Consider the following 22,768-nt stretch of genomic DNA (forward strand, 5'->3'; position numbering starts at 1 on the left):
TGCTATCTATTATAACACAGTTTTGTCTCAATGTCTCATTAAAAAAATATAAAGTGGCGATGGCGTTTGAAAACAGGAACCGAAAACAGGAATTGAGATGCAACAAATTACAAAAGGAGCTCTCTTTCGAGAACTCCTTATTTTCACATGATTCTGTATATTATTTCTTAAGGTCATCAAAAATATGTATGGTATTGATAATCGCCTGGGCAGCACCTTCGATACCAAGCACACTGCTGTCAACGCTTAAGCTGTAGCCCGCTGCTGCACCCCATTTCTTATTGGTGTAGTAATTATAGTAACTTGCACGGCTCTTATCTGTTTTGGTGATCATATCTTTGGCTTCTTTAGGTGTCTTATTGTATTTGCCTGCAATACGCTTGATCCTCCAGTCCAGATCAGCATGAACAAAAACACTGAAACAGTCTTTATTATCTGCAAGAGCATAATCTGCACAGCGCCCTACCATAACACAGGGGCCTTCTGCAGCTAATTTCTTGATGGCTTCGAACTGTGCCAGGAAAACCTTGTGGTTCATAGGCATGTCTGTAAATCCAGCAGAAGAATATCCAAAAGAATAAGTATCCATTACAAGAGAATACAGAAAGCTGTTAGTTGGCCTCTCATCATGATTCTCAAATAATTCCTTGCAAATACCGCTGTCGTTTGCAGCATGCTCCAGAAGTTCTTTGTCGTAACACTTGATTCCAAAATATCTGGCTACTTCCTGACCAATCTGCCTGCCGGCGCTTCCATATTCACGTCCGATGGTAATAATTGAACTTGTTGTATTGTTCATATCTGCCACTCCCTTCTGCAATTCCTTTGTTACTGTTCACTTCGTGACTGGCAATTCATAGGAATTTTGTAAGATTATTATACACTACATCAGGGTAAACTGACAACTATTTTCTTAATTTTTCTAACAAATTGAGAAAATATTCTGGCAAAGGTGCGGAAAATTCCATATACTCTCCTGTTCTTGGGTGAACAAAGCCCAAAACCATGGCATGAAGAGTCTGTCCCTGGAGATGATAAGGATTTTTGCCTGAGCCATAGATCTCATCGCCAAGAAGAGGATGTCCAAGGCTGGTCATATGTACACGGATCTGATGGGTACGACCGGTTTCAAGGCGGCACTCGATATAAGTCGCATTCCCGAAACGTTCCAGGACTTTATAATGGGTGACAGCGTCTTTTCCATTTTTGTAGTTGATCGCCATTTTTTTTCGGTCAATTGGGTGACGGCCGATCGGGCCTTCTACAGTACCTTCATCTTCCTTAAGATTACCTGCCACAATAGCCCGGTAACGCCGCTTGATGGTATGCGCTTTCAGTTGCTGGGCCAGATCACGGTGAGCCGTGTCATTCTTGCATACAAGAAGAGCTCCTGTAGTGTCCTTATCAATACGGTGGACGATTCCAGGACGCATAACCCCGTTAATACCGGACAGATTGCCCTGACAGTGGTACATAATAGCATTTACCAAAGTTCCGCTGGTGTGGCCATTTGCAGGATGGACTACCATTCCTTTGGGCTTATTTATCACCAGTACATCATTATCTTCGTATAAAATGTCCAAAGGGATATTTTCCGGAAGAATATCCGGTTCAGTCAGATCAGGCAGGGTTGTCTGAACCAGATCCCCTGCCTGTATTTTGTAGTTTGCTTTTACTGCTTTCCCATTGACGGTAACACCTTGTTCTTTCAGAAGCTTCTGAAGATAAGAACGGGAAAGTTCCTTATATTTATCGGAAAGACAGCGGTCTATGCGCACTCCTGCTTCATTTTCGGTTGCTGTAAATTCCAATTGCTCCATGTATCAGTAAAACTCCTCTCTCAATTACGCGGTATATGAAAAATCAGACAAATCAATTTACCTGGCAGATCTGTTCCCCGGTTTCAGAAAGTCAAAATCATTTTCTTCTTTATAACGGAAAAACATAAGAAATACCATCACTGTGATCCCACAGGTCACGTAAATATCTGCCACATTAAACGTGGGAAAATCAATCAGGGAAAAATAAATAAAATCTACCACATATCCACGGAAAACACGGTCTATAAAATTCCCCATTGCTCCAGCGAACACAATTGCCGCTGTATAAAGCAATGGTCTATAATAAACAGTTGCAGGTGCTTTTATAAAAAGATATATAATAGCCACAAAAAACACAATACAGGTAAGCACCAGAAAAAGAATCTTATTCTGGAGAAGGCCAAATGCCATGCCTCTGTTTTCAAGGTAACGAAGGTTTAACACATTATCAATAAGAGAAATCCCGGAGGTTCCTTTCAGATACCTGATTGCAAGATACTTTGTTCCCTGATCCAGAAGAACCAGAAAAAGGATAAGCAGAATTCCTTTTAATTTAGGTGCTTTTAGTGGAAGATCATTGTAGTTTGAAGCTGTTTTATTTTCCATGATAGATTACCTGCAGATGGCGTGAATTCCCACAAGAAGCTCCTGATCCGTAACTGTCTTGTCAATAAAACTCTTTCCAAGACCATCCATAAGAATAAATTTAATCTGTCCCTGTTCCATTTTTTTGTCCTTTTTGGTAGCTGCAAGAATGTCTCTGGGAGAAAGTCCTTCCACATACAAAGGCAGACCGTAAAGCTTAAGGCTATGGCAGATCTGCTCGTATTCACCATTTGTAAGGAGACCTCTTTCCCTGGAAATGGCAGCTGCGGCAACCAGTCCGATTCCCACACACTGACCATGGAGAAGGTTAAAGTTCATCAGCTTTTCGACTGCATGTCCTATGGTGTGGCCAAGATTAAGAAGAGCACGCTCTCCCTGTTCTTTGGGATCCCGCTCTACAACCCCGGCTTTGATGGCACAGCATTTTCGGATCATAACGGCAAGCATTTCTGGATCCATAGTGCGGATAATCTTGTAATTTGCGCATACAAAGTCGAAAAAGTCTTTATCGCAAATTAGTCCGGTCTTTAGAATTTCACCCATTCCACAGCCAAATTCGCGCTCAGGGAGGGATTGCAAGGTGGCCATGTTCATATAAACCAGTCGGGGCTGATGAAAAGCGCCTACCATATTTTTAAACTGTCTGAAATCAACGCCAGTTTTACCGCCTACGCTGCTGTCCACCTGCGCCAGAAGCGTGGTAGGAATCTGGATAAAATCAATTCCACGAAGATAGGCTGCGGCACCGAAGCCGGATAAGTCTCCTGTTACTCCGCCTCCAAGAGCAACCACCAGACTTTTGCGGTCAAGCCCATTCTCAATAAGGCACTGGAAAAGATCCTGTACGGTATCAAGATTCTTGTATGCTTCTCCGGCGGGGAAAGTGAACTGGTATACATGATCGGATACTTTCAAAAGCTCTACTTTCACCTGGTCTGCATAGAGAGGTGCTACTGTGGAATCTGAAACAATACACATGCTTTTCCCTGCAAGACCTTCGTCTGTCAAGGCCTGTGAAAGAAAAGAAAAGTCATTTTCAAAATAAATGGGATAACAGAACTCCCCGTCACGTTTTACAAGTAATTTTTCTTCTGCCATAGTTAAATCCTCTCCAAATGTATTATTGTTTATACGTATTTTCGAATGCGGACACCAAGGCGTCCTTTCTTTGTCTGTCTGGATACACCATCATAGATAAAGCGTCCTTTGCCGCGAACGGAAATAATATCGCCTTCTTTTGGCTCATATCCATTGGAGGTGATCAGTTTGCCGTTTACAAACACAAGACCGCTTTCAATAAAAGAAACCATGCTGCTTCTGGACGTCTGAAAAGCCAGCCCGATGAGAGCATCCAGCCTTACAGAAGCGCAGGTACCATTTATCATTTCAAATTCAGGTTCCGGAATCTCTTCTGCCTGCTCTACTCTGGAAACCAGAACGGTAGTATGTTTTACCCGAATAAGATTTTCAATAAAAAAGTCAGACATTTTATGAAGGCAGAAAAACCAGGCTTCTTTATCCTTGATGAGGATATCACCAACTACACTGCGGTCAACTCCAAGATTCAGGAGCGCTCCAAGATAATCTCTATGTCCAAGCTCCTCAGAAAAACGAAGAGCCTTGGGCTCTATTTTCAGGCAGTCAATAGGATAATCCCAGGAAAAACCAAGGCCTCCGGGGAAAAAAGCTGCCATCTGCCGTTCTGCATGCTCATAGCCACCGAAAAGCTTTACCTCTACGCCTATCTGATGAAGCTTAAGGGAAACAAGCATATTTTGTTCGTTTAAGTTAAGAAAATCCGTAAAGGTGACAATATCTCTCTGGTAAGAGAGATTTGCCAGCTCCCGGATTCTCTTAAGTAAAAATTCATCCTTATCCATAAAAATCAATAACCAGCTCTTACAGAAGGTGTAGCGCCGCCAAGAATATTCTGAAGATCACCAGTGATATCTACAGAAGAGGGACCAAGTACGAAGATGTAGCTGGAAATCTTCTGAAGGGAACCATTCAGGGAATAACATGCGCCAGATGCAAAATCAATAATACGCTGTGCAAGTTCTACATCAATACCCTCCAGATTCAGAATTACAGTTGCATTGTCAAGAAGTGTGTCTGCAATTTCCCGGGTGTCCTCCATGGAAGCAGGTTTGATCACACAAACCTCCATAGAAGAAGCCTGATTCGCACGACGGCTGCTTCTCATCGGAGTGATTTTGGAAGAAGCTACAGGGCGCTGCTTCTCAGCTGGCTGTTTCGCAGGAGCCTTGGCAGCAGTCTTTGGTGTTGCTGTATGTACAGGTTCTTCGTCAAAGGAAGTATCTGCGTCAGCCAAATCATCCTCTTTCTTACGACCGAATTTCTCGAAGAATTTCTTCTTAGGCTTGTCATCCATGGGATCGTCATCAAAGAAATCCCCCTCTTCGTCATCCATCAGATCCTCATCTAAATAATTATCTTCATCATAATCGTCATCATTCAGTTTAATAGAATCTAATAATTTATCAAAAACGCTCATTTTCAATCTCCAATCTTAATCTTCTTGCCGTGTGGCATAATTTCGTTCACCAAAAATACCGGTTCCCACACGTACCATGGTTGAGCCTTCCTGGACAGCAACCTGATAATCTCCGGTCATACCCATACTCAGAACACTCATGTTAACATTATTAATGTTTTTTGCATTAATGTCAACACTTAATTTCTTCAATGTGCGAAAAACTTCACGATTTTCTTCTGGATTTTTCACAAATGGGGCAATGGTCATAAGTCCCATCACTTTTATATGGGAAAATATGCTGATTTTCTCAAGAAGAGGAAGCACCTCATTCGTCGCTAATCCGAATTTGCTTTCTTCCTCTGCTACATTAACTTCCAGCAGAATCGGCATAACAAGATCTTTCTTTGCAGCTTCCTGCTCAATGGTCTGGGCAAGGCGAAGGGAATCTACCGAGTGAATCATGGCAACCTTGTCAATAATATATTTTACTTTATTGCGCTGCAGATGACCGATCATGTGCCACTGGATATCTGATGGCAGCTGGTCATATTTATCCATGATCTCCTGCACTTTATTTTCTCCAAAAACACGCGCACCGGCATCATACGCCTCCTGAAGCATGGAGACCGGTTTGGTCTTACTTACTGCCACCAATGTGACTTCACCTGGGTCACGGGAAACAGCAGCACAGGCTTTTTCAATATTTGCATTTACCTGCTGTAAATTTTCAGCTAACATTTATAAGCCTCCTTAAAATAGTATATGTTAAACTTAGTAGAGAATATCCTGCTCTTTTACCTGGGAGGAGTCTCTGGCAATGCGGTCATAGCGGGAAAGTCCGTAGGATGTATTACTGGAAATAATGGCATATTCTTCATTCTGATCCAGTATATCTACCTGACGGAATACCGCATACCCTTGATTGATGCAGTAAACGCCTTCCAGAGAATCTGTTTCGCCTACAATAAAGCGCTGGTTGGAGTCATCTTTTACAATAGCATCTCCTTCCTTAAAAGCGCTTCTATCCACGTAATAATTGTAAGCTTCATCGGCAGAATCATCATCTAACTCAATTTTAACTTTACCGTAGATTGTAGCATTGATAAAGGTTCTTACGTTATTTCCGCTGGAATCTTTGGAAATCTTGTTAAAGCCTACACTTCCGCTGTCAGGATCAGTCGTGGCATATTCTGCCGGAATTACGTAAAAATCCTTGGATTCAATAGCGGAAAGGGGAATCTTAAGACCGGTTACTGTATTGGTAACCAGCTCAATATCCAGAAAACGGTCAGATGCATAGCGGATCAGACCGCGGCTGAAGTCAATTTTTCCATATTTGTTACCATCGATTTTTATGATGGAAAAATCGCCGCTCTGTGTCATATCATCCTTGAGAAATTTCACACGAATGGTGGAACGTCCCTCCAGCTTGGCGGCCTGTTTGTCGCTTAATGGAATGATCAGGCTCCATAATTCGCTGGTAATATTTGTATAAATGTTATCTCCGGCCTGCACCTTTTCGGATGTCTTCAGATCCGTTTCATGGTAAGAAGTCTGGTCAAAATCTGCTGCTGTAATGTTCTCCACAGTCTTATTCTCATAACCGTCCATAGAATAGAGGATAATGCCGTCTTCCTGGGCTTTACAGATATTCTGTCCACCGATGGTCACTACTTGTGAATCTGCATTCCCGTCAGTGGAAATTCCCTCATACTGAAGGATGCTTCCCTCCAGCTGGTTCTTAAAACTGTAGGTGTTGTTAAATTTACTTCCGGAAAATCCCTTGGAAAAGCTGAGCATAGAACTGCGGATTTTCTCCAGTTCGTCCGCAGTCAATGCAGACTTGGTTTCTGCAATTTTTCCGGAACTTAATCCGTAAACAGCACCGTTGGCATTGATCTTACTTCCCTCCCGGGCATAATAATTCACATAACCGGAGGATTCTGCCTTAAAAACACTCTCTTCCCGAAGAGAAATACCAGTGTAGGTCTCGTTTCGTGATAAAGGACCTGTGGTAACCTGGTAAGATTCGATGTGTGTGGAGGTTACAAGTAAAAATGCAGTAAAAATCATATATAATAACAATAAACCAAAAGCAACGGTGGCAATATTCAGTCCGAATATGTTCTTTAACTGGACAAAAAGTCCTGCCATTTTGCCAGGCTTGTTAGATTTCTTCTCGGACAAGCGGATTCCCCCTTTGTTTTTGAGTCGGGCTCTGAATTTTCATACCAAACAATTGTACCATTTTTTGCCGGTGAACACAAGGAAAAGAAAACGAAAAGTGTGTGAACAAAGCTGGAAGCTGTGAACAGCCTGCATATCAAAAAACGAACATATTTTCAGAATATCTGTTTGCTTAATTAAGAAAAATATGGTATGATAAGAAAAAGTTGAATGAATTTCGGAGGAAAACTCTTATGACATATGGTAAAATCAGCAAAAAACAGCAGGAAATTTTAGAATATATTAAAAGTGAGATTCTGAACCGCGGATTCCCGCCAGCAGTTCGTGAGATTTGTGAAGCTGTAAATCTGAAGTCTACATCATCTGTTCATGCCCATCTGGAAGCTCTTGAGAAGAACGGATACATCCGCCGCGATGCCACGAAGCCAAGAGCCATAGAGATCATTGATGACAATTTCAATCTTGTCCGCCGTGAAGTGGTCAATGTTCCGCTTGTAGGTACCGTAGCCGCCGGACAGCCTATTCTGGCTGTAGAGAATGTAGATGGCTACTTCCCCATCCCGGCAGAATTTATGCCCAATGAACAGAGCTTCATGCTGAAGGTAAAAGGCGACAGCATGATCAATGCAGGAATCTTCGATGGTGATCAGGTTCTGGTAAAGCAGCAGCCAACTGCAGATAACGGCGACATTGTAGTTGCCCTGGTAGAGGACTCTGCCACAGTGAAGACCTTCTATAAGGAGAAGGGCTACTACCGCCTTCAGCCAGAGAATGACACTATGGATCCCATTATCATTACAGGAGAAATCCAGATTCTGGGTAAAGTATTTGGTGTCATGCGTTTTTACCAATAGTCATAAAAAATTTCCCCTTTAGCAAACAATTGCTGTTTCCAGACAATTGTTTACCAAAGGGGACTTTTTTATTTCTCTAAAAACGCATCCATCTCCAGAACCTTTCCATCTCTCCAGATTCTCTCCAGATCATAGAAAAGTCGGTTTTCCTCATCAAACACATGCACGATCACATCGCCGTAATCCATGAGAATCCAGCTGGAATTGCGGTTTCCCTCAATCTGCTTCGCCTCAAAGCCAGCGCGTCCAAGCTGCTCCTCCACATTATCGACGATCGCCTGAACCTGATTGGAGTTTGTACCGCTTGCGATTACGAAATAATCTGCAATTACAGAAACATTATGAATATCAATTACCTTAATATCCTGTCCCTTTTTATCATCAATTGCCTTGCAGGCAATCTGTGCCATCATTTTCTCTGTACTTACTGTACTCATTCTGATCTGCTCCTTTCTTAATAATGCTTATACTGACCTAATATTATTTTAAATTCCTGCGAGAACAAAAGGCTTTAAAAGTGAAATAATATCCTCTGTCAGGTGGTACCTGGCCTTCGCTCGTGCGAAATATCTCGCATCTCGTAGAATGTTAATTGTAAATAGTAAAAATATTCGCCAGTATATGCGGAGTATTAATTATCAGATACGTTATTACGCTTATTATGCAATTCTTTATAATAAATATAAGCCTCCTTGGAAGTTGGCTCAATATCATCGGCAGAATCTTCTTCCAGATACTCCAGGGTATCTTTTAGGATCTCATACATACACTCATCCAGGTCTTCAAACGCAAGTTTGCGAATTTCCGGTAAACGGCTTGCTTTATAACGCATGGGCTCAATATAATCTGCAATATAAATAATCTTTTCAAGAAGACTCATTTCACGTCTGCCAGTTGTGTGATAATTGATGGCAGAAAGAATCTCCTGATCGTCAATCCCATATTTCTCGTGAGCAATATAAGCTCCAAGACGGGAGTGGAGAAGAAACGGGTGACTTCTCTCAAAATCGGAAACCGGAATATTGTGTTCGCTGCACATCTTCAGTTTTTTCTTATTGGGAATGCATTTGGCGCAATCGTGAAGAAGACCGGACACCTGTGCATCTTTGATATCATATCCATGGACCATAGCCAGACATGCGCTGGTGTACATAACGCCCATGGTATGCTGGAAACGATCCTCATCCAGGTATTTGGAAAGTTTTTTTTCAATTTTTGCAAAATCGTAATCTGCCATGGTCAGACTTCCTTCTTTCTGTAAATTCCATTCTCTTTCATGTAAGAAATCACCTTATCCGGGACGTAATATTTCAGACTTTTTTCTTCTGAAATCCACTGACGGATCTGATGACTGGACACATCAATATTCATAGTATCCAAAAGGGCAAAATTTCCGTTGTACCTTGCAGAAAGACGCTGGATTTCCCGATTCAGTTCAGCGTAGGACGCATGATCCCGGACAGCCACCACAAGAGTACAGGCCCGACAGATCCGCTCTGGTTCCATCCATTCGTCAAAAGCAAAAAGAGAATCTGCACCAATGATAAAATAATAGTCTGTGTCCGGATTGTATTCTTTTAGCTCTTCCAGAGTGCGATAGGTATAGGTATACCCGGTCTCGTGCATTTCTGCAAGAGACAACTCAAAATGGGGATTATCTTCAATTGCAAGCCGGACCATATCCACACGCTGGTTATCAGAGGCTCTGCCAGCACGGTCCCGTTTATGAGGCGGGTTGCCGGAAGGCATAAACAGAACCTTATCCAGCTGGAATTGCTCATAGCTCTGCTCACCCAGGATCAGATGTCCCATATGGATGGGATCAAAGGTACCGCCCATGATCCCGATTTTTTTTCGATTATTTTGGCAGTTCAATTTTCTTTTTCTCTTTTTTACCTTCGCGGTATAATACGATCTTCTTACCGATCACCTGTACAACCTGGGAATGGGTGCGCTCTGCAAGAACCTGTGCCATTTCCTTAGGATCCTCCAGACAGTTCTGAAGCACACTGATTTTAATCAGCTCTCTCGCTGCAAGTGCTTCGTCAACAGCCTTGGTGTTTTCCGGTGTAAGACCGCCCTTGCCAAGCTGGATAATGGCATCCATTTTCATTGCCAGACTTTTTAAATATGCTCTTTGCTTACTTGTCATAATTTATCTCCTGAATACCTGCTGAATAGCTGCTATTTATTTATAATAATCAAATTCAAATCCATACATACGAACCGTATCACCCTCCTGAATACCGGCGTTTTCCAGTTCATCCAGAATGCCGCCCTCTTTCAGGAAACGCTGGAAAAAGGCGAAGCCTTTCTCAGAATCCAGATTGGTATAACCAAGCATTTTCTCGATACGTGGTCCTTCTACGATAAATACAGAGGGATCTTCCTCATCAACCTGTACGGTAAATGGAAGGCTCTCATTGATCAGCATATCTTCTGGGAAGAATTCCTGCTCGAATACGATTGCTTTCTTCGGACAACTGTCCAGAAGTTCCTTGATATGGAAAAGAAGCTCGCGTACACCCTGTCCGGTAACTGCAGAAATGGGATATACTTTGATACCTTTTGGTTCAAATTCTTTGCGAAGTCTGTCTACAGGATTCTCCTGACCGTCGTCAAAAATACAGTCCACTTTATTGGCTGCAATTACCTGAGGACGCTTTGCAATTTCCGGATTGTATTTCTCCAGTTCTTTGGTAATCTTATAAATATCATCAATAGGATCTCGTCCCTCTGTGGAAGCTGCATCCACAATGTGCACCAGAACTCTGGTACGCTCAATATGGCGAAGGAACTCATGACCAAGACCGACTCCTTCAGAAGCACCTTCGATCAGTCCAGGGATATCTGCGATGATAAAACCGCCATTCTCAGTATCTACAACACCAAGGTTCGGGCTTAAGGTTGTGAAATGATAGTTGGCAATTTTCGGTTTCGCATTTGTAACACGTGAGAGAAATGTAGATTTACCAACATTAGGAAAACCTACCAGTCCTACATCTGCGATCACCTTTAGCTCCAGAAGCACTTCAAGCTCCTGAAAAGGCTGTCCAGGCTGGGCATATTTGGGAACCTGCATGGTAGGGGTTGCATAATGCTGATTTCCCTTACCGCCGCGTCCACCGCGCAGAACGATCTGACGACGATTGTCACCGGACATGTCTGCAATTACCTTACGGGATTCAGCCTCCATGATAACAGTACCTTCCGGTACCTTTAATATAATGTCGGCACCGTCGGCACCGTGGCAGCGCTTTTTGCCGCCCTCCTGACCGTCTTCTGCCTTATATTTTCTTTTATGACGGTAATCACCGAGGGTATTCTGTCCCTCGTCAACTTCAAAAATGACGTCTCCGCCCTTGCCGCCGTCGCCGCCATCCGGACCGCCGTCAGGTACATATTTTTCCCTGCGGAAGCTTACATGGCCGTCGCCGCCCTTACCGGAACGGATATATATGGTAGCTCTGTCTGCGAACATTAAATCTCCTTTATAAGAAAAGGCTCCAAACCTTTATAGATTTGAAGCCTCCTGCTCTACGAATTACTCTGCCTCTACTGGTACGATAGAAACCTGTTTCTTATCGCGGCCTTTTCTGGTGAATCTTACAACACCATCGGTCAGTGCAAATAATGTATAGTCTTTTCCGCATCCTACGTTCTCGCCTGCATGGATCTTAGTTCCGCGCTGTCTGTAAAGGATGTTGCCGGCTTTAACAAACTGTCCGTCTGCTCTCTTCGCACCTAATCTCTTGGACTCGGAATCACGACCGTTCTTTGTGGAACCAACTCCTTTTTTATGTGCGAATAACTGAAGGTTCATCTTCATCATTGTTGTTACACCTCCTTGACTTTTACTGTCAAATATCGATTGTTATAACTATGCTCAATTTCTGTTAATCCAAGAATCAGGGAATCCATAAGCAGTTTCCCGCGCTCAGTATTCGGATTTGTTTTAAAATGGATGGATACATATCCCTCATCCGCTTCCGCTTCAATCTGCTCTTCCGTAAATTTCTCAAGAGAATTCACAGTAGTAATGATCAAGGCTGATACGGCAGCACATACAATATCCTGTCCCTCTTCGGCATAGCCTGCATGTCCTTTGGACAGAAAATCCAGATAAGAGCCTTTTCTCTTCTTAACTGTAATATTGATCATAACAGCACCTGATTAAGCGTTGATCTTTTCGATTTTAACTTTGGTGTACTGCTGTCTGTGACCGTTTTTCTTGTGATATCCAGTTTTTCTCTTGTACTTGTAAACGATGACTTTTTTAGCCTTTCCGTTCTCAACTACAGAAGCGGTAACACTGGCATCCTTAACGTCTTCTCCAACCTTTAATCCGTCATTGCTAACTGCAATTACAGAATCAAAAGTAACGGTTTCACCAGCTTCAACTCCGAGCTTCTCAACTCTGATTACGTCGCCTTCAGCAACTTTGTACTGTTTACCACCTGTTGCAATAATTGCGTACATTTGTGGCACCTCCTATAGACTTTACTCGCCAAATATGGTGGTCTCTCGACTCTTAAACCTCTTTGTGCGGCATACTCGATTATAATAACAGGGAGATTTGGTTTCGTCAAGAGGTTTTGTAAAAAAAATTGTAAAAAAATAAAAACGAAAACCCATGTTTCTGGTTTGCTGCTTGTAATAATTTCGAAAATACGAAAAAGGAATTTCTTATAGTTTTATTTAGAGCGTGTTCGAAAAATCTCCTGACTTTATCTGCCTGATCTCCTCTATTACCGGTTTTCTGACTTTCTTTCGTGTCATCTCCAGAATGTGAAGCGGTGTAATATCTATGGCTTTACATTTCACCGGATCCTTCCTCAGATATTTCTGCAATACATGAAAAAGCTCGTTGTTATGATCTGGGTTTGTCATATTGATAAAATCAATAAGAATAATTCCGGACAGGTTGCGAAGCCGCAGTTGTCGTGAAATTTCCTTAGCTGCTTCCAGATTGATTTTGCGATAGGTTTCTTCGGCTTTTTTCTTTCCGGTAAATTTCCCGCTGTTTACATCGATGGAGACAAAGGCTTCTGTCTGCTGGATCACAATAAACCCGCCGCTGTTCAGCCAGATTTTTTCCTTTTGAACCTCATACAGCGCGTTTTCCATGCGGGAAAGCTTGTATAACGGAAGAAGCTTGTCCTGATAAAAACGGGCTTTGCTTTCTTCCTCCGGACTTGTTTCTTTCAAATAAGAAGTGATCTGCTGAAAAATTTCAGGATCATCTGTTACAATGTCTGTGAGATTTTCGCTGTAAATATCACGGAGAGTGGTAAGGTAAACCGGTTCTGTTTCGTAGAGAAGGCTGAAACAGGTGCGGCTTTTGCCGTTGACAGCAACTTTTTCATACAGTGATTTCAGATAAGAAAGTTCCTGAAGGATTTCAGCCTTTTCAGCCTGGGCTGCGTTGGTGCGGACAATCAGGCCATATTCCTTATCCGGACGTGCAGCCTCTGCTTCCAGCCAGCCGGATAAAGTGTGGCGTTCTGAACCAGAGAGCTTACCGGATAGTCCGAACTTTTTTTCTCCTGTGGTGAGCACCAGATACTTACCGGTAAAATTTAAGTTTGCAGTCAGTGCGGGCAGCTTGCCCTTCATGGCATCACGGCTTACCTGCACCAGAATCTGGTCACCCGGACGCAAGGGACTGCCAGGTGCTTTCCCGGAGGCATAGATAACCTGCTCTGCTTCCTGAAGAGGAAAATAACCGCGTACTCCAGGTGCAATAAGAACAAATGCTGCCTGGATATTAGAAGCAATATTTTCCACCTGTCCTACATAAATATTTCCGAGAATGGACTGTCGGGCGGCTGCCTCCAGGCGAAGCTCCATAATCTGACCTTCTTCCTCGATTGCACAGGCATGACATTTGTTACCGCAAAGTTCCATGGTTGTTAGAATTAATTTCGTCACTTGATTCACCTGTTTTAAGTTTATTGAACTTCCACGCCAAGGGATTCCAACGATACAAATTTATGTTTTTTCTCATTTCCAAGATCTGCATATACTTCCAGACGATGAATCATGCAGGCAAATTCCGGAAGCTCCTGTCCAAGCCAGCTGGTAAATGCATCCATTACAGCATCTGGTTTGGTATAGTTGGCACTTGCAGAAGCAAGACTTAAGAAAATGCGGTTGTCATTCTGTAAATTCATTTTGTAAATAAAAGGTCGGATATCTACCTGTTTTTCGCCTTTTTTGGTTTCTTTTGTAACAAGGATCTCAGGCTGCTTTAAAAATTCCGTAATTCTTGTCTGCCATCCATCTGCCGGTGCTTTTCCAGGACGAAATTCCACCAGATAATCAGCTGCTGCCACCAGGGACATTGCCTTGCTCGCTTTTCCATCTTCCACCTGGCGGGCACTTAAAACATGAATACCATCTACCATCTGGCTGTTAAGACGTTGACAGATTTCATCAGTAGGAATCGTAGCGGTAAGCTCCATATCGAAATATTCCCCTGTACTGGTAACGCCAACTCCAAGAGGGGCAGCAAAGGACATGATCATATGAGGGCTGTAACCTCCCGAAAAAGCAATTGGAAGCTCTGCGCGGCGGATGGCTTTCTGGAAGTAGCGCATGGTGTCAAGATGTCCTACAAATTTCATAGGCCCTTCTTTCGTAAATTTAATTCTTACCTTCATAACATACGCCTCCTTCATAACGTCTTGCTCCGCAGCCTGCACATTTCTGACGGCAGTTTGGTGTAACCACTTCGCCTTTTGCCTGTTTCCACTCACGGATCAGAAACTCCTTGGTAACACCTGCATCTATGAAATCCCATGGGAGGATTTCATCTGTGCTTCTCTCTCGGAGTGTGTAGAATTCAATGTCAATTCCTGTTTCTGCAAAAGCCTCTTTCCAGATGTCGTAGCGGAAGCTTTCTGACCAGGCATCGTAAAGGGCACCTTTTTCATAGGCTTTTAAGATAACTTCAGAAGCACGGCGGTCACCTCTTGCAAGGAAGCCTTCCAGTGTGGTTACATCCGGTTCATGCCAGTTGTATTTAATACTCTTCTGGTTCAGCTGTGCACGGATTTCTTCTTTTACTACTTTTGCCTTGTCAATAAAATCCTGTTCTGTATACATTGGAGCCCACTGGAATGGGGTAAATGGCTTTGGCACAAAGAAGGATGTGCTGACTACGATCTGAACCTTTCCATGGCGTTTTTCCTTTGGAACGGTATCGTAATATTCTTCTGCAATACGCTCTGCAAGATGAGCAATTCCCTTCATGTCTTTTTCTGTTTCAGTAGGAAGCCCAAGCATGAAATAAAGCTTCACACGGTTCCATCCTCCAACAAATGCCTCATGCGCACCGTGAAGGATCACTTCTTCGGTAAGTCCTTTGTTAATTACATCACGAAGTCTCTGGGAACCAGCTTCCGGGGCAAAAGTAAGGCTGCTTTTCTTAATATCCTGAACCTTGCTCATAACATCCAGGGCAAAAGCATCAATACGAAGTGACGGCAGGGAAATATTAACACCTGCGGACTTAAATTCGTCAATTAGAAAGTTTACCAGCTCTTCCAGGTGTGTGTAATCGCTGGAACTTAAGGAACTGAGGGAAATCTCCTCGTGACCGGAGTTCTTCAGCATGGCTCTTGCAGACTCCTTCAGTTCTTCTACATCACGTTCACGGAGAGGTCTGTAGATCATACCAGCCTGGCAGAAACGACAGCCACGGATACATCCACGCTGGATTTCCAAAGTGACACGATCCTGTGTAGCTTTAATAAAAGGAACAACCGGTTTTTCAATCGGGCAATATCCTTTATCCATATCTACGATCAGCTGCTTTTGGACTTTCTCGGGAACTCCCGGACGATTTGGTGCAAAGGATGCAATTGTACCGTCTTCTTTGTATGTGACATCATAAAATGCCGGAACATAAATTCCCGGAATCTGAGCTGCCTTCAGAAGGAACTCCTCCCTGCTGCCTCCGGCTTCCTTATTGGCCTTGTATGCATCAAAAAGCGCATCATACACAGTTTCTCCTTCGCCAATATAAAACAGGTCAAAAAAGGCTGCTAATGGCTCTGGATTATATGCACACGCACCGCCTCCGATTACAATAGGACATGATTCGTCACGGTCAGCTGCTTTCAGTGGAATCAGGGAAAGATCCAGTGTCTGGAGTACGTTAGTATAACACATTTCATATCCAAGTGTGATGCACAGAAAATCAAAATCCCTGACAGGATCCTGGGACTCCAGGGCAAATAACGGGATATTCTGTTCTCTCATAAGCTTATCAAGATCAAGCCATGGGGAATAAACTCGCTCACACCAGACATCAGGGCGTTTATTGAACATATTATAAAGAAGCATCATACCAAGGTTGGACATGCCGATCTCGTAGACATCCGGGAAGCAAAATGCGACCCTGGTGGTCACCTCTTTCAGGTCTTTCATCACAGAGTTGACTTCCCCGCCGATGTAGCGGGCTGCTTTGTCAACACTGAGCAATATTTCGTCACTAAGTGCTAATTTTCTCATAGTTTTCCTTTCAATTTTTGTATATATTTAGCATTTTAAGCCGCCATTCCATAAAAAATATTGGATAGCATCAGATGCTTTCACAGCCTGTCGGACTGTAAAAAACAGATTGATTTTTTTGCTTTTAAATATGCCAAAAAACGGGTTTGGTCACCAGATATTTTGAAAGGGCCATAAACTGAATAAAAAAGAGCCTCAGCATCGGGCCCGTATAAGGTCAATTTTTAGCAGTATAGAAGTGACCAATGACAGTATTTTTTATTATAAACAGATTCTCAGAGAAGTGCAAGTACATTCTTTATGGAATGAAAAAAGTGAAAAAAGCCATCCCGATTACGATAGATTCCGGGATGGCTTAGGTAGATTAGTTTAAAAGTCCTGTTAAAAAGTTCCTGTCGAAAGGAAGCTTATAGGAAGCCTGTGAAAGGGGATTCTGAGGGGCAAGGGCATCTGTGAATTTCTGAAGACCATACTGGTTCAGCTGTATCTTCCGAAAGTTCTTCCAGGGGTGTGCTGGCAATCTGCATCTGGAAAGCATACGGGCATAGGGTTTCTCAATAAATCTTTTCTTTCGCTGCTGACCATCGTTGGTACAGATCATATATCCGGCTGCATTAAATCCGGGCTCTGTTTGGCGGAGCATCTCCAGGTGGTTCTTTTGAAGTCGTATTTCGTCTACAACAAGATCGGAAAGAAAGACCGCTTTGCGCGCATTTCCATACAGGATCACGGTATCTGGACGGGAACATAAATAGGTATCTGGCAGATATGGAAGATACAGGATCTGATTATGGAAATCAACATCATCAAACTTTATACCAATGATCTCTGAAACCGTCAGGCCGGCAGTAACGGCAAGGAGCATGGGAAGATAGATGCTCCTTGCTTCCCTTTGACACCGTTTTAAAAGCAGCAGGACCTGTTCTGGGGAAAAGGTTTCCGACACCGGGGCGCGGCTGCTGTGTTCCTCTTCCTGTCCTGTCTTTTTATATTTCATCAAAACGGAAGCTTCTGTACCTGCATCCTGCTCCGCACAATGGTACTTCACGGCAGTTTCAAAAAAATGGGATATGGCGTCGCATACCTGAAAATATTTTTCCCGCTTTAAAATGCCGTCATTTGGGATTTTTTCTAATATCTTTACCAGGTCCTCCGTACTTACCTCATTTATGCATTTATTTCCAAGTTCGGGAATGAGGTAGGTTTTGATCAGTTTATTATACTGGCGGTCAAAATATCCGCAGCGCCACCAGAGGGACTGAAACTCTTTTACGGTACATTTAAAAACAGCGATCCTTTTTTCAACAGCCTGTTTTTCATGAAAAGGACGCATGGACAGGGCCTCTTCCTCCGAATCGTAATATCGGGTCTGTATTTTTTTGACCAGCCCGGATGAAAAGGTACAACGGATGCGGTAGCAATACTTTCCACGCTGGGGAATATAAATTGGTTTCGAAGAAAGCCTGGCACAAAGAAGTTCCCCGGCGGAAAATATCTCCCAGGATTTCGGCTCTTTTTTGGTATTTTCTGACATTTCAGTGATTCTCCTTTCCCGGTATTTATCAGCCGTAAAAAAAATCTCCTATTCTTACGCCTCCTGTAAAAAAACGGACTTTTTCCAGGGGGCAGTTCTGCACCAGCAGGAACCAGACAAACATATTACAAAGGTCACGCATGGTAATGGAGGGAATTCCCTGCTTTTCGGTCACGCATTTTAACCCGGCATTAAGGGTTTCCTGGGTTTTTACCGTCCCATGGCTGCTGATGCAGAAGAACCCATCTTCTTTCCTTACGGAACGGGCGGAAAAGAAATGCCTGTTCTTCTCTTTACGCTGAATAAGCTCTTCGCATACGAAATCAGGGATCTCAAAAGAACGGCAGCGCTGCTCTTCCAGTTCCCTGCAGCTGTATCTTGGAATTCCTGCAGAAGGCTGTTGATTTTTTATGTAATGTTTACGGACGCTTAAAATACATGTATCCGGATTAAAATCATCGTAAGTAAGTCCCAGAATTTCCCCTGGCTGTAATCCACAAAATAGAGCCAGAAAAAATTCCAGACGGTGTGGGCAGGGCGCCTGATACACCGCTTCTAAAAAAAGCCTGGTCTGTTCCCTGGTATAGAGAGATATCATGGGCTCTGGCCTTTTTTTGCGGACTGGAGGCAAAACCAGCTCCTGCTTCAAATGTCCCTGCTTCCAGGCGGACTCTGTAACCGAACACAATAATTCATAAACAGCATGTTCGGTACCTTTACAATATTTCTGACAGGACCGGATCAGGTCTTCCATATATCCGGTATCAACAGTTTGAATAAGTGGGTCCGTTTCCATATTTGGCAGGATGACATTTTCAATGATCCAGCGATATCTTACTGCGGTGTTTTTACAGGTGCATGCTGGAAGGTATATTTTGTGAAACCAGTAATCGAGATATTCGCTAAGCAAAAAAGGACAATGACTGGAATCTTTCAGGGCCGCCAGCTCTTTTTGAAAAAGACGGGTTGTTTCTTTGTAATCCTTCTTTGCTCCGGAACGGGTAAAAAATCCAGTATGTGTACATAAAACAGCCACCTGGTTCTCATGGTTTATGCGTTTCGTCTGACTGCACCATAAATGGTCGTGTGACAGAAAGACATTTTTTTATCTTGATTCATAATAAGATCCTCCTTGAAAATCTGGGTAAAAGGAATGCATTTACAGGGCTGCCAGGATCCGGTCTATTTCAACACCCCCGGTAAGTTTTTGGATGGATTCCGGGCTGCAATTGTTTTCCAGCATGGTCCAGACGAACATGTCGCGGAGATCGTACATGGAAATAAGGGGAAGACCACAGTCTTTTGTAATATGCTTCAGTCTCGTATTCAGGGTCACCAGTGTTTTTATGGAGCCGCGGCTGCTGATACAGAATGCCTGCGGATCTTTTTTATCCGGATGATCCAGAAAATAATGGTTGTTCTCCATCTGGCGGAGCGCAAGTTCGTCCTTTACGAAAAGCGGCACCTTCAGAGAGCGGAAACGTTCTTCATCCAGATCCTTGTAACTGTATCTGGAAGAAACATTTTCAGTGGGAAGAACGCCGTCTTTTGTATACTGCTTATGGATATCCAGTTCCCCGCTATCCGGGTGTAAATCTTCATAGGTCAGCCCCAGGATCTCGCCCGGACGTAAGCCGCAGAACAATGCAAGATAATACTCAAGACGGTGGGAATAAGGATCATTCTTCACTGCCTGCAGGAAAATTTTCGTCTGCTCTTTTGTATAGATACATACGTTTGAACGAGGCTCCTTGCGGGGAGCAAGTGCAGAAGCAAGGTTATATGGGAGAAAACCGTTCAGCCATATGGAAATGGCGATTCTGTACAGCAGTTTATAAACCGCATATTCTGCACTTGCACAATATTCTTTGCAGGCATCTATCACGGCATCAAGATAGTTTGCATCGATGTGGCCAAGCGGTGGGTCTGTTTCAATCCTGGGCAGGATAAGGTGGTAGATGATCCAGTGATACTTCACTTTTGTAGTGCTGCTGATATCTGACGGAAGTTTCTCAAACCAGTCTTCCAGGTATTCCGTGAAAGTACAAAAGCAGCTGCTGGACATCTTCCTGTTTTTCCAGTCTTTCTGAAAAACAGCTTCTGTTTCTTCTAATGTTTTTTCGGCTTCTGTCTGGGTGATAAATCCGGTGTGGGTATGATACTCGACCGTCCCTGATACAGCATTCAGCGTTCTGGTACGGCAGCACCAGAGCTCTTTTGGTGAATAAAAAATGGATAGTTCTTTGAGTTTGTTCATAATGTTATCCTCCTGAAATTTTTGGGGGTAGGAAATAAGAGATTTTTTTCCAGCCACTCTTCTGCTGTTTGGAATCTTTCAATAGTATATTGTCTGAAAAACGGAAATTTTTCTGCTTTTTTTAAAAATTTTTGAAATAAAAATCCCCTAGCTTATCTGCAGTATGTAATAAGCTGGGGGATGCAGAAATAAAGAATAGAATTTAAAGAAGAAATTTAATTATAGAAATAAATCCGATAAGCAAGAGCATCGGGAAGCTGGTAGGGTCTCTGTTCCATACTGCCCTGTCCTTTCGGTAAAAGATGATGGGTCAGCACATAGTCTTCGATTATTTTTGAGATATCATAGGTTTCCTGTTCCTGGAAGGCTACATAAACCCTGCTTGTGAATTCTGGACTGGAATGTCCCAGGCATTTGGAAATAGTTTTCATATTGACCTGGTACTGGGCGAGGATTGTGGCGTAGGTATTCCGGAATTTTCTCCAGGGCAGCCGGGAGATGCCGCTCTGTTCCATCAGGCGGTTATAAGGTTTGATATAAAAACTGCGGTTATGGCACTGCCCATTTTTATGGCAGCAGATGTGGCCCAGATCCAGGAACCCTGGATCAGAAGCTTTGCGTTTTTCGTAGCGCTGTCGTTCCAGGAGGATCTCATCCAGGACAAAATCAGCCAGTACTACTGCCCTTTTGCTGTTTTTTGTTTTCAGTGGGAGTTCACTGCACAGTACCGGCCTGTTTTCCTGCTGTTTTTCCATGTACAGGTCCTTTCCAAGCTGTCGTTCCACAAAAAGTTTCTTGCCAAGGAAATCAATATCGCTGTACCGGAGTCCGGTGATCTCAGAAATCCGCAGGCCGGCAGTGACGGCAAGGAGCATGGGCAGATAAATCATGGGTTCCTGCTGTTTACACAGATATAAAAGATGGGCAGCTTGTTCCACGGTATAAACCTGCTGCCGGGTATCCACTTTTTTCTTCTGGCATGGCTGTTTTACTTCGGAAGAGATTCCGGTATAGATATCCCTGGAAAGATAGTTGTGTTTCCGGGCGTAACAAAGGGAACCTGTAATCACACCGATTGCAGTTCTCTGTACTTTCTGATACGGGATAGCAGATAATGCATTTACCAGGTCTTTTCTCTGTAGCGTATCCAGCATTTTATGACCAATCGCAGGGAGCAGGTAGTTTTCTATGATATTACGGTAAGCGTTGTAGGTATTATAAGTGATCCTTTTTTGCCCAATCATATGATGGTAAAACCAGAAATCATAAAACTCTTTCACGGTATAAGAAAAGGGGATGAAACTGCCTTTTGCGATTTCCATGAGGGCTGTATCTCTTTCCAGGCGGGCCAGCTGTTTGTTGGAAGAGGCGTCCCGCTGTACCATCTTCACATCGCCGGACTCAAAAACAAGTAAAAGACGGAAACAGTATTTTCGTCTGGCTTTTATGTATATAACATCACCAAGGGATTTCCCGGAGATGAGCCTGCCATAAAAGAAGGTTTCCTTTACCGGCATCTGGGGATAGGGCTCATTCTTTTTCACAGGTTTTTTCCCTCCTTTTTTCCAGCGCCAAGGACCGGATCCAGGGAACCTGCAACGACAGCACCAACTTCAGGATCTGTACATGGAATCCTGTTGCAAAATGCCAGTGTTGTCGTTTGTTTTGTGTGGCCAAGGATACCAGAGACTGTTTCAAGGGAAAAATTCTGTTCGAGAAGAAAACGGGCGAACATATATCTCAGATCACGCATGTTCAGTCTTGGAAGCCCCGTTTCTGTGGTGATCGTTTTTAAAGCGGCTCCTAATGTAACAGTAGATTTTATCTTTGCGGTGGGACCGAGGCAAAGATAAGATTTATATTCTGTAGCAGAATGATATCTTGCCAGGAGTTTCCGGTTTTCTTTTCGTCGGGTAGAAAGTTCTGGAAATAGAAAAAAAGGAATTTTTAAGCTTCGGTTCTGTTTGGTCCCTTCCAGTTTTTTTAACTGGCAGTTCTTCCCGGAATCGTTCGAGGTATAGATCCTCTGGATTGTGATAGTCTGCTCATGACGGTTGAAATCCGAATACTTTAGTCCAAGGATTTCCCCGGGTGTCAGACCGCAGAAAAGAGCCAGTTGAATCTCCAGGTAATGGTTGGAATTGGAAGCGGCAGTCAGGAATGTGCGAAGCTGTTCTGGGGAATAGAAAACCGGATTTCCGGGAGGCTCCGGATAGTGCCGGATCTGCTGGAAGTCCATATCTGGAAGCCAGTTGTTTACACGGGCGTGTTTCAAAGCGTTGTGTAGCAGCTTATATGCATAATAGCCTCCATTGCAGCAGTAAGCCTGACAGGATTCCAGAACCCTATTGAGATAATCAGGAGTGACACATCCCAAAAGAATATCCTTATGCAGATGAGGCTGGATGATCAGGTTTATGATCCATTGCTTTTGAACCAGTGTACGGCTGCCATTAGAACCATGAGCACACACATCATTCAGCCAGTAATCCAGAT

At 43.3% G+C, this 22,768-nt stretch carries 25 protein-coding genes; 1 reads left to right on the forward strand and 24 read right to left on the reverse strand.

Going from position 1 to position 22,768, the window contains the following annotated elements; translation table 11 throughout:
• Window positions 1-160: 160 nt before the first annotated feature.
• The 8 genes from PGQ38_RS01960 to PGQ38_RS01995 form a co-directional block, all read right to left on the reverse strand.
• Entirely contained in the window at window positions 161-799 is a 639-nt protein-coding gene (locus PGQ38_RS01960; RefSeq protein ID WP_118580203.1) for a cytidylate kinase-like family protein, read from the reverse strand.
• A gap of 106 nt (window positions 800-905) precedes the next feature.
• Window positions 906-1,820, reverse strand: a complete 915-nt coding sequence (locus tag PGQ38_RS01965; protein ID WP_204453124.1) for an RluA family pseudouridine synthase — start codon at window positions 1,818-1,820, stop codon at window positions 906-908.
• A 57-nt stretch (window positions 1,821-1,877) separates the two neighbouring features.
• Window positions 1,878-2,426: a signal peptidase II gene (gene lspA, locus PGQ38_RS01970; RefSeq protein ID WP_173717121.1), complete on the reverse strand. Its 549-nt coding sequence runs from the start codon at window positions 2,424-2,426 to the stop codon at window positions 1,878-1,880.
• Window positions 2,427-2,432: 6 nt separating this feature from the next.
• The gene (gene aroB / locus PGQ38_RS01975; RefSeq protein ID WP_173717122.1) at window positions 2,433-3,524 is read right to left on the reverse strand and encodes a 3-dehydroquinate synthase; all 1,092 of its coding nucleotides are present in this window, start codon (window positions 3,522-3,524) and stop codon (window positions 2,433-2,435) included.
• 29 nt (window positions 3,525-3,553) lie between these two features.
• Window positions 3,554-4,306 carry a YlmH family RNA-binding protein gene (locus PGQ38_RS01980; protein ID WP_118580331.1) on the reverse strand — a complete coding sequence of 251 codons (753 nt, stop codon included), beginning with the start codon at window positions 4,304-4,306 and terminating at the stop codon, window positions 3,554-3,556.
• A gap of 5 nt (window positions 4,307-4,311) precedes the next feature.
• Window positions 4,312-4,941 (reverse strand): cell division protein SepF, encoded by a 630-nt coding sequence (locus PGQ38_RS01985; protein WP_118580191.1) that lies wholly within the window; start codon window positions 4,939-4,941, stop codon window positions 4,312-4,314.
• Between the two features lie 15 nt (window positions 4,942-4,956).
• Entirely contained in the window at window positions 4,957-5,661 is a 705-nt protein-coding gene (locus tag PGQ38_RS01990) for a YggS family pyridoxal phosphate-dependent enzyme (RefSeq protein WP_118580188.1), read from the reverse strand.
• Between the two features lie 33 nt (window positions 5,662-5,694).
• Entirely contained in the window at window positions 5,695-7,110 is a 1,416-nt protein-coding gene (locus PGQ38_RS01995) for a biotin/lipoyl attachment domain-containing protein (protein ID WP_270430708.1), read from the reverse strand.
• A 233-nt stretch (window positions 7,111-7,343) separates the two neighbouring features.
• Between PGQ38_RS01995 and lexA the strand changes: the two genes are divergently transcribed.
• Window positions 7,344-7,964 (forward strand): transcriptional repressor LexA, encoded by a 621-nt coding sequence (gene lexA / locus PGQ38_RS02000; RefSeq protein ID WP_148463022.1) that lies wholly within the window; start codon window positions 7,344-7,346, stop codon window positions 7,962-7,964.
• A gap of 68 nt (window positions 7,965-8,032) precedes the next feature.
• Here the strand turns inward: lexA and rsfS are convergent, their stop codons facing one another.
• The 16 genes from rsfS to PGQ38_RS02080 all read right to left on the reverse strand — a co-directional run bounded on the left by rsfS (window position 8,033) and on the right by PGQ38_RS02080 (window position 22,745).
• A complete protein-coding gene (gene rsfS, locus PGQ38_RS02005) occupies window positions 8,033-8,401 on the reverse strand; it encodes a ribosome silencing factor (protein WP_177968997.1) in 369 nt (122 codons plus the stop codon).
• Between the two features lie 194 nt (window positions 8,402-8,595).
• Window positions 8,596-9,201 (reverse strand): bis(5'-nucleosyl)-tetraphosphatase (symmetrical) YqeK, encoded by a 606-nt coding sequence (gene yqeK / locus PGQ38_RS02010; protein ID WP_118580182.1) that lies wholly within the window; start codon window positions 9,199-9,201, stop codon window positions 8,596-8,598.
• 2 nt (window positions 9,202-9,203) lie between these two features.
• A complete protein-coding gene (nadD, locus tag PGQ38_RS02015) occupies window positions 9,204-9,803 on the reverse strand; it encodes a nicotinate-nucleotide adenylyltransferase (protein ID WP_118580325.1) in 600 nt (199 codons plus the stop codon).
• A gap of 19 nt (window positions 9,804-9,822) precedes the next feature.
• The gene (yhbY, locus tag PGQ38_RS02020; protein WP_118580179.1) at window positions 9,823-10,116 is read right to left on the reverse strand and encodes a ribosome assembly RNA-binding protein YhbY; all 294 of its coding nucleotides are present in this window, start codon (window positions 10,114-10,116) and stop codon (window positions 9,823-9,825) included.
• A 36-nt stretch (window positions 10,117-10,152) separates the two neighbouring features.
• Window positions 10,153-11,445, reverse strand: a complete 1,293-nt coding sequence (obgE, locus tag PGQ38_RS02025; RefSeq protein ID WP_118580176.1) for a GTPase ObgE — start codon at window positions 11,443-11,445, stop codon at window positions 10,153-10,155.
• A gap of 63 nt (window positions 11,446-11,508) precedes the next feature.
• Window positions 11,509-11,796, reverse strand: coding sequence for a 50S ribosomal protein L27 (rpmA, locus tag PGQ38_RS02030; RefSeq protein WP_015542711.1), 288 nt, complete (start codon window positions 11,794-11,796; stop codon window positions 11,509-11,511).
• 5 nt (window positions 11,797-11,801) lie between these two features.
• The gene (locus PGQ38_RS02035) at window positions 11,802-12,125 is read right to left on the reverse strand and encodes a ribosomal-processing cysteine protease Prp (RefSeq protein WP_204453126.1); all 324 of its coding nucleotides are present in this window, start codon (window positions 12,123-12,125) and stop codon (window positions 11,802-11,804) included.
• Window positions 12,126-12,137: 12 nt separating this feature from the next.
• Window positions 12,138-12,443, reverse strand: a complete 306-nt coding sequence (rplU, locus tag PGQ38_RS02040) for a 50S ribosomal protein L21 (protein WP_118580170.1) — start codon at window positions 12,441-12,443, stop codon at window positions 12,138-12,140.
• A gap of 219 nt (window positions 12,444-12,662) precedes the next feature.
• On the reverse strand, window positions 12,663-13,895 hold the full coding sequence (locus PGQ38_RS02045; RefSeq protein WP_243110372.1) for a ribonuclease E/G: 1,233 nt from the start codon (window positions 13,893-13,895) through the stop codon (window positions 12,663-12,665).
• A gap of 20 nt (window positions 13,896-13,915) precedes the next feature.
• The gene (locus PGQ38_RS02050; RefSeq protein ID WP_118580164.1) at window positions 13,916-14,626 is read right to left on the reverse strand and encodes a TIGR03936 family radical SAM-associated protein; all 711 of its coding nucleotides are present in this window, start codon (window positions 14,624-14,626) and stop codon (window positions 13,916-13,918) included.
• Window positions 14,610-16,481: a TIGR03960 family B12-binding radical SAM protein gene (locus PGQ38_RS02055; protein WP_270430711.1), complete on the reverse strand. Its 1,872-nt coding sequence runs from the start codon at window positions 16,479-16,481 to the stop codon at window positions 14,610-14,612. Before PGQ38_RS02055 ends, PGQ38_RS02050 begins: the two co-directional genes overlap by 17 nt.
• 364 nt (window positions 16,482-16,845) lie before the next feature.
• Window positions 16,846-18,015, reverse strand: a complete 1,170-nt coding sequence (locus PGQ38_RS02060) for a site-specific integrase (protein ID WP_204453130.1) — start codon at window positions 18,013-18,015, stop codon at window positions 16,846-16,848.
• A gap of 28 nt (window positions 18,016-18,043) precedes the next feature.
• The gene (locus tag PGQ38_RS02065; RefSeq protein WP_204453132.1) at window positions 18,044-19,051 is read right to left on the reverse strand and encodes a site-specific integrase; all 1,008 of its coding nucleotides are present in this window, start codon (window positions 19,049-19,051) and stop codon (window positions 18,044-18,046) included.
• Between the two features lie 123 nt (window positions 19,052-19,174).
• The gene (locus PGQ38_RS02070) at window positions 19,175-20,272 is read right to left on the reverse strand and encodes a site-specific integrase (RefSeq protein ID WP_204453134.1); all 1,098 of its coding nucleotides are present in this window, start codon (window positions 20,270-20,272) and stop codon (window positions 19,175-19,177) included.
• A gap of 215 nt (window positions 20,273-20,487) precedes the next feature.
• The gene (locus PGQ38_RS02075) at window positions 20,488-21,816 is read right to left on the reverse strand and encodes a site-specific integrase (protein WP_204453136.1); all 1,329 of its coding nucleotides are present in this window, start codon (window positions 21,814-21,816) and stop codon (window positions 20,488-20,490) included.
• Window positions 21,813-22,745, reverse strand: coding sequence for a site-specific integrase (locus PGQ38_RS02080; protein WP_204453138.1), 933 nt, complete (start codon window positions 22,743-22,745; stop codon window positions 21,813-21,815). Before PGQ38_RS02080 ends, PGQ38_RS02075 begins: the two co-directional genes overlap by 4 nt.
• Between the last annotated feature and the right edge of the window lie 23 nt (window positions 22,746-22,768).

The organism is Blautia faecis, from assembly GCF_027662325.1.
Taxonomy (GTDB): domain Bacteria; phylum Bacillota; class Clostridia; order Lachnospirales; family Lachnospiraceae; genus Blautia_A; species Blautia_A faecis.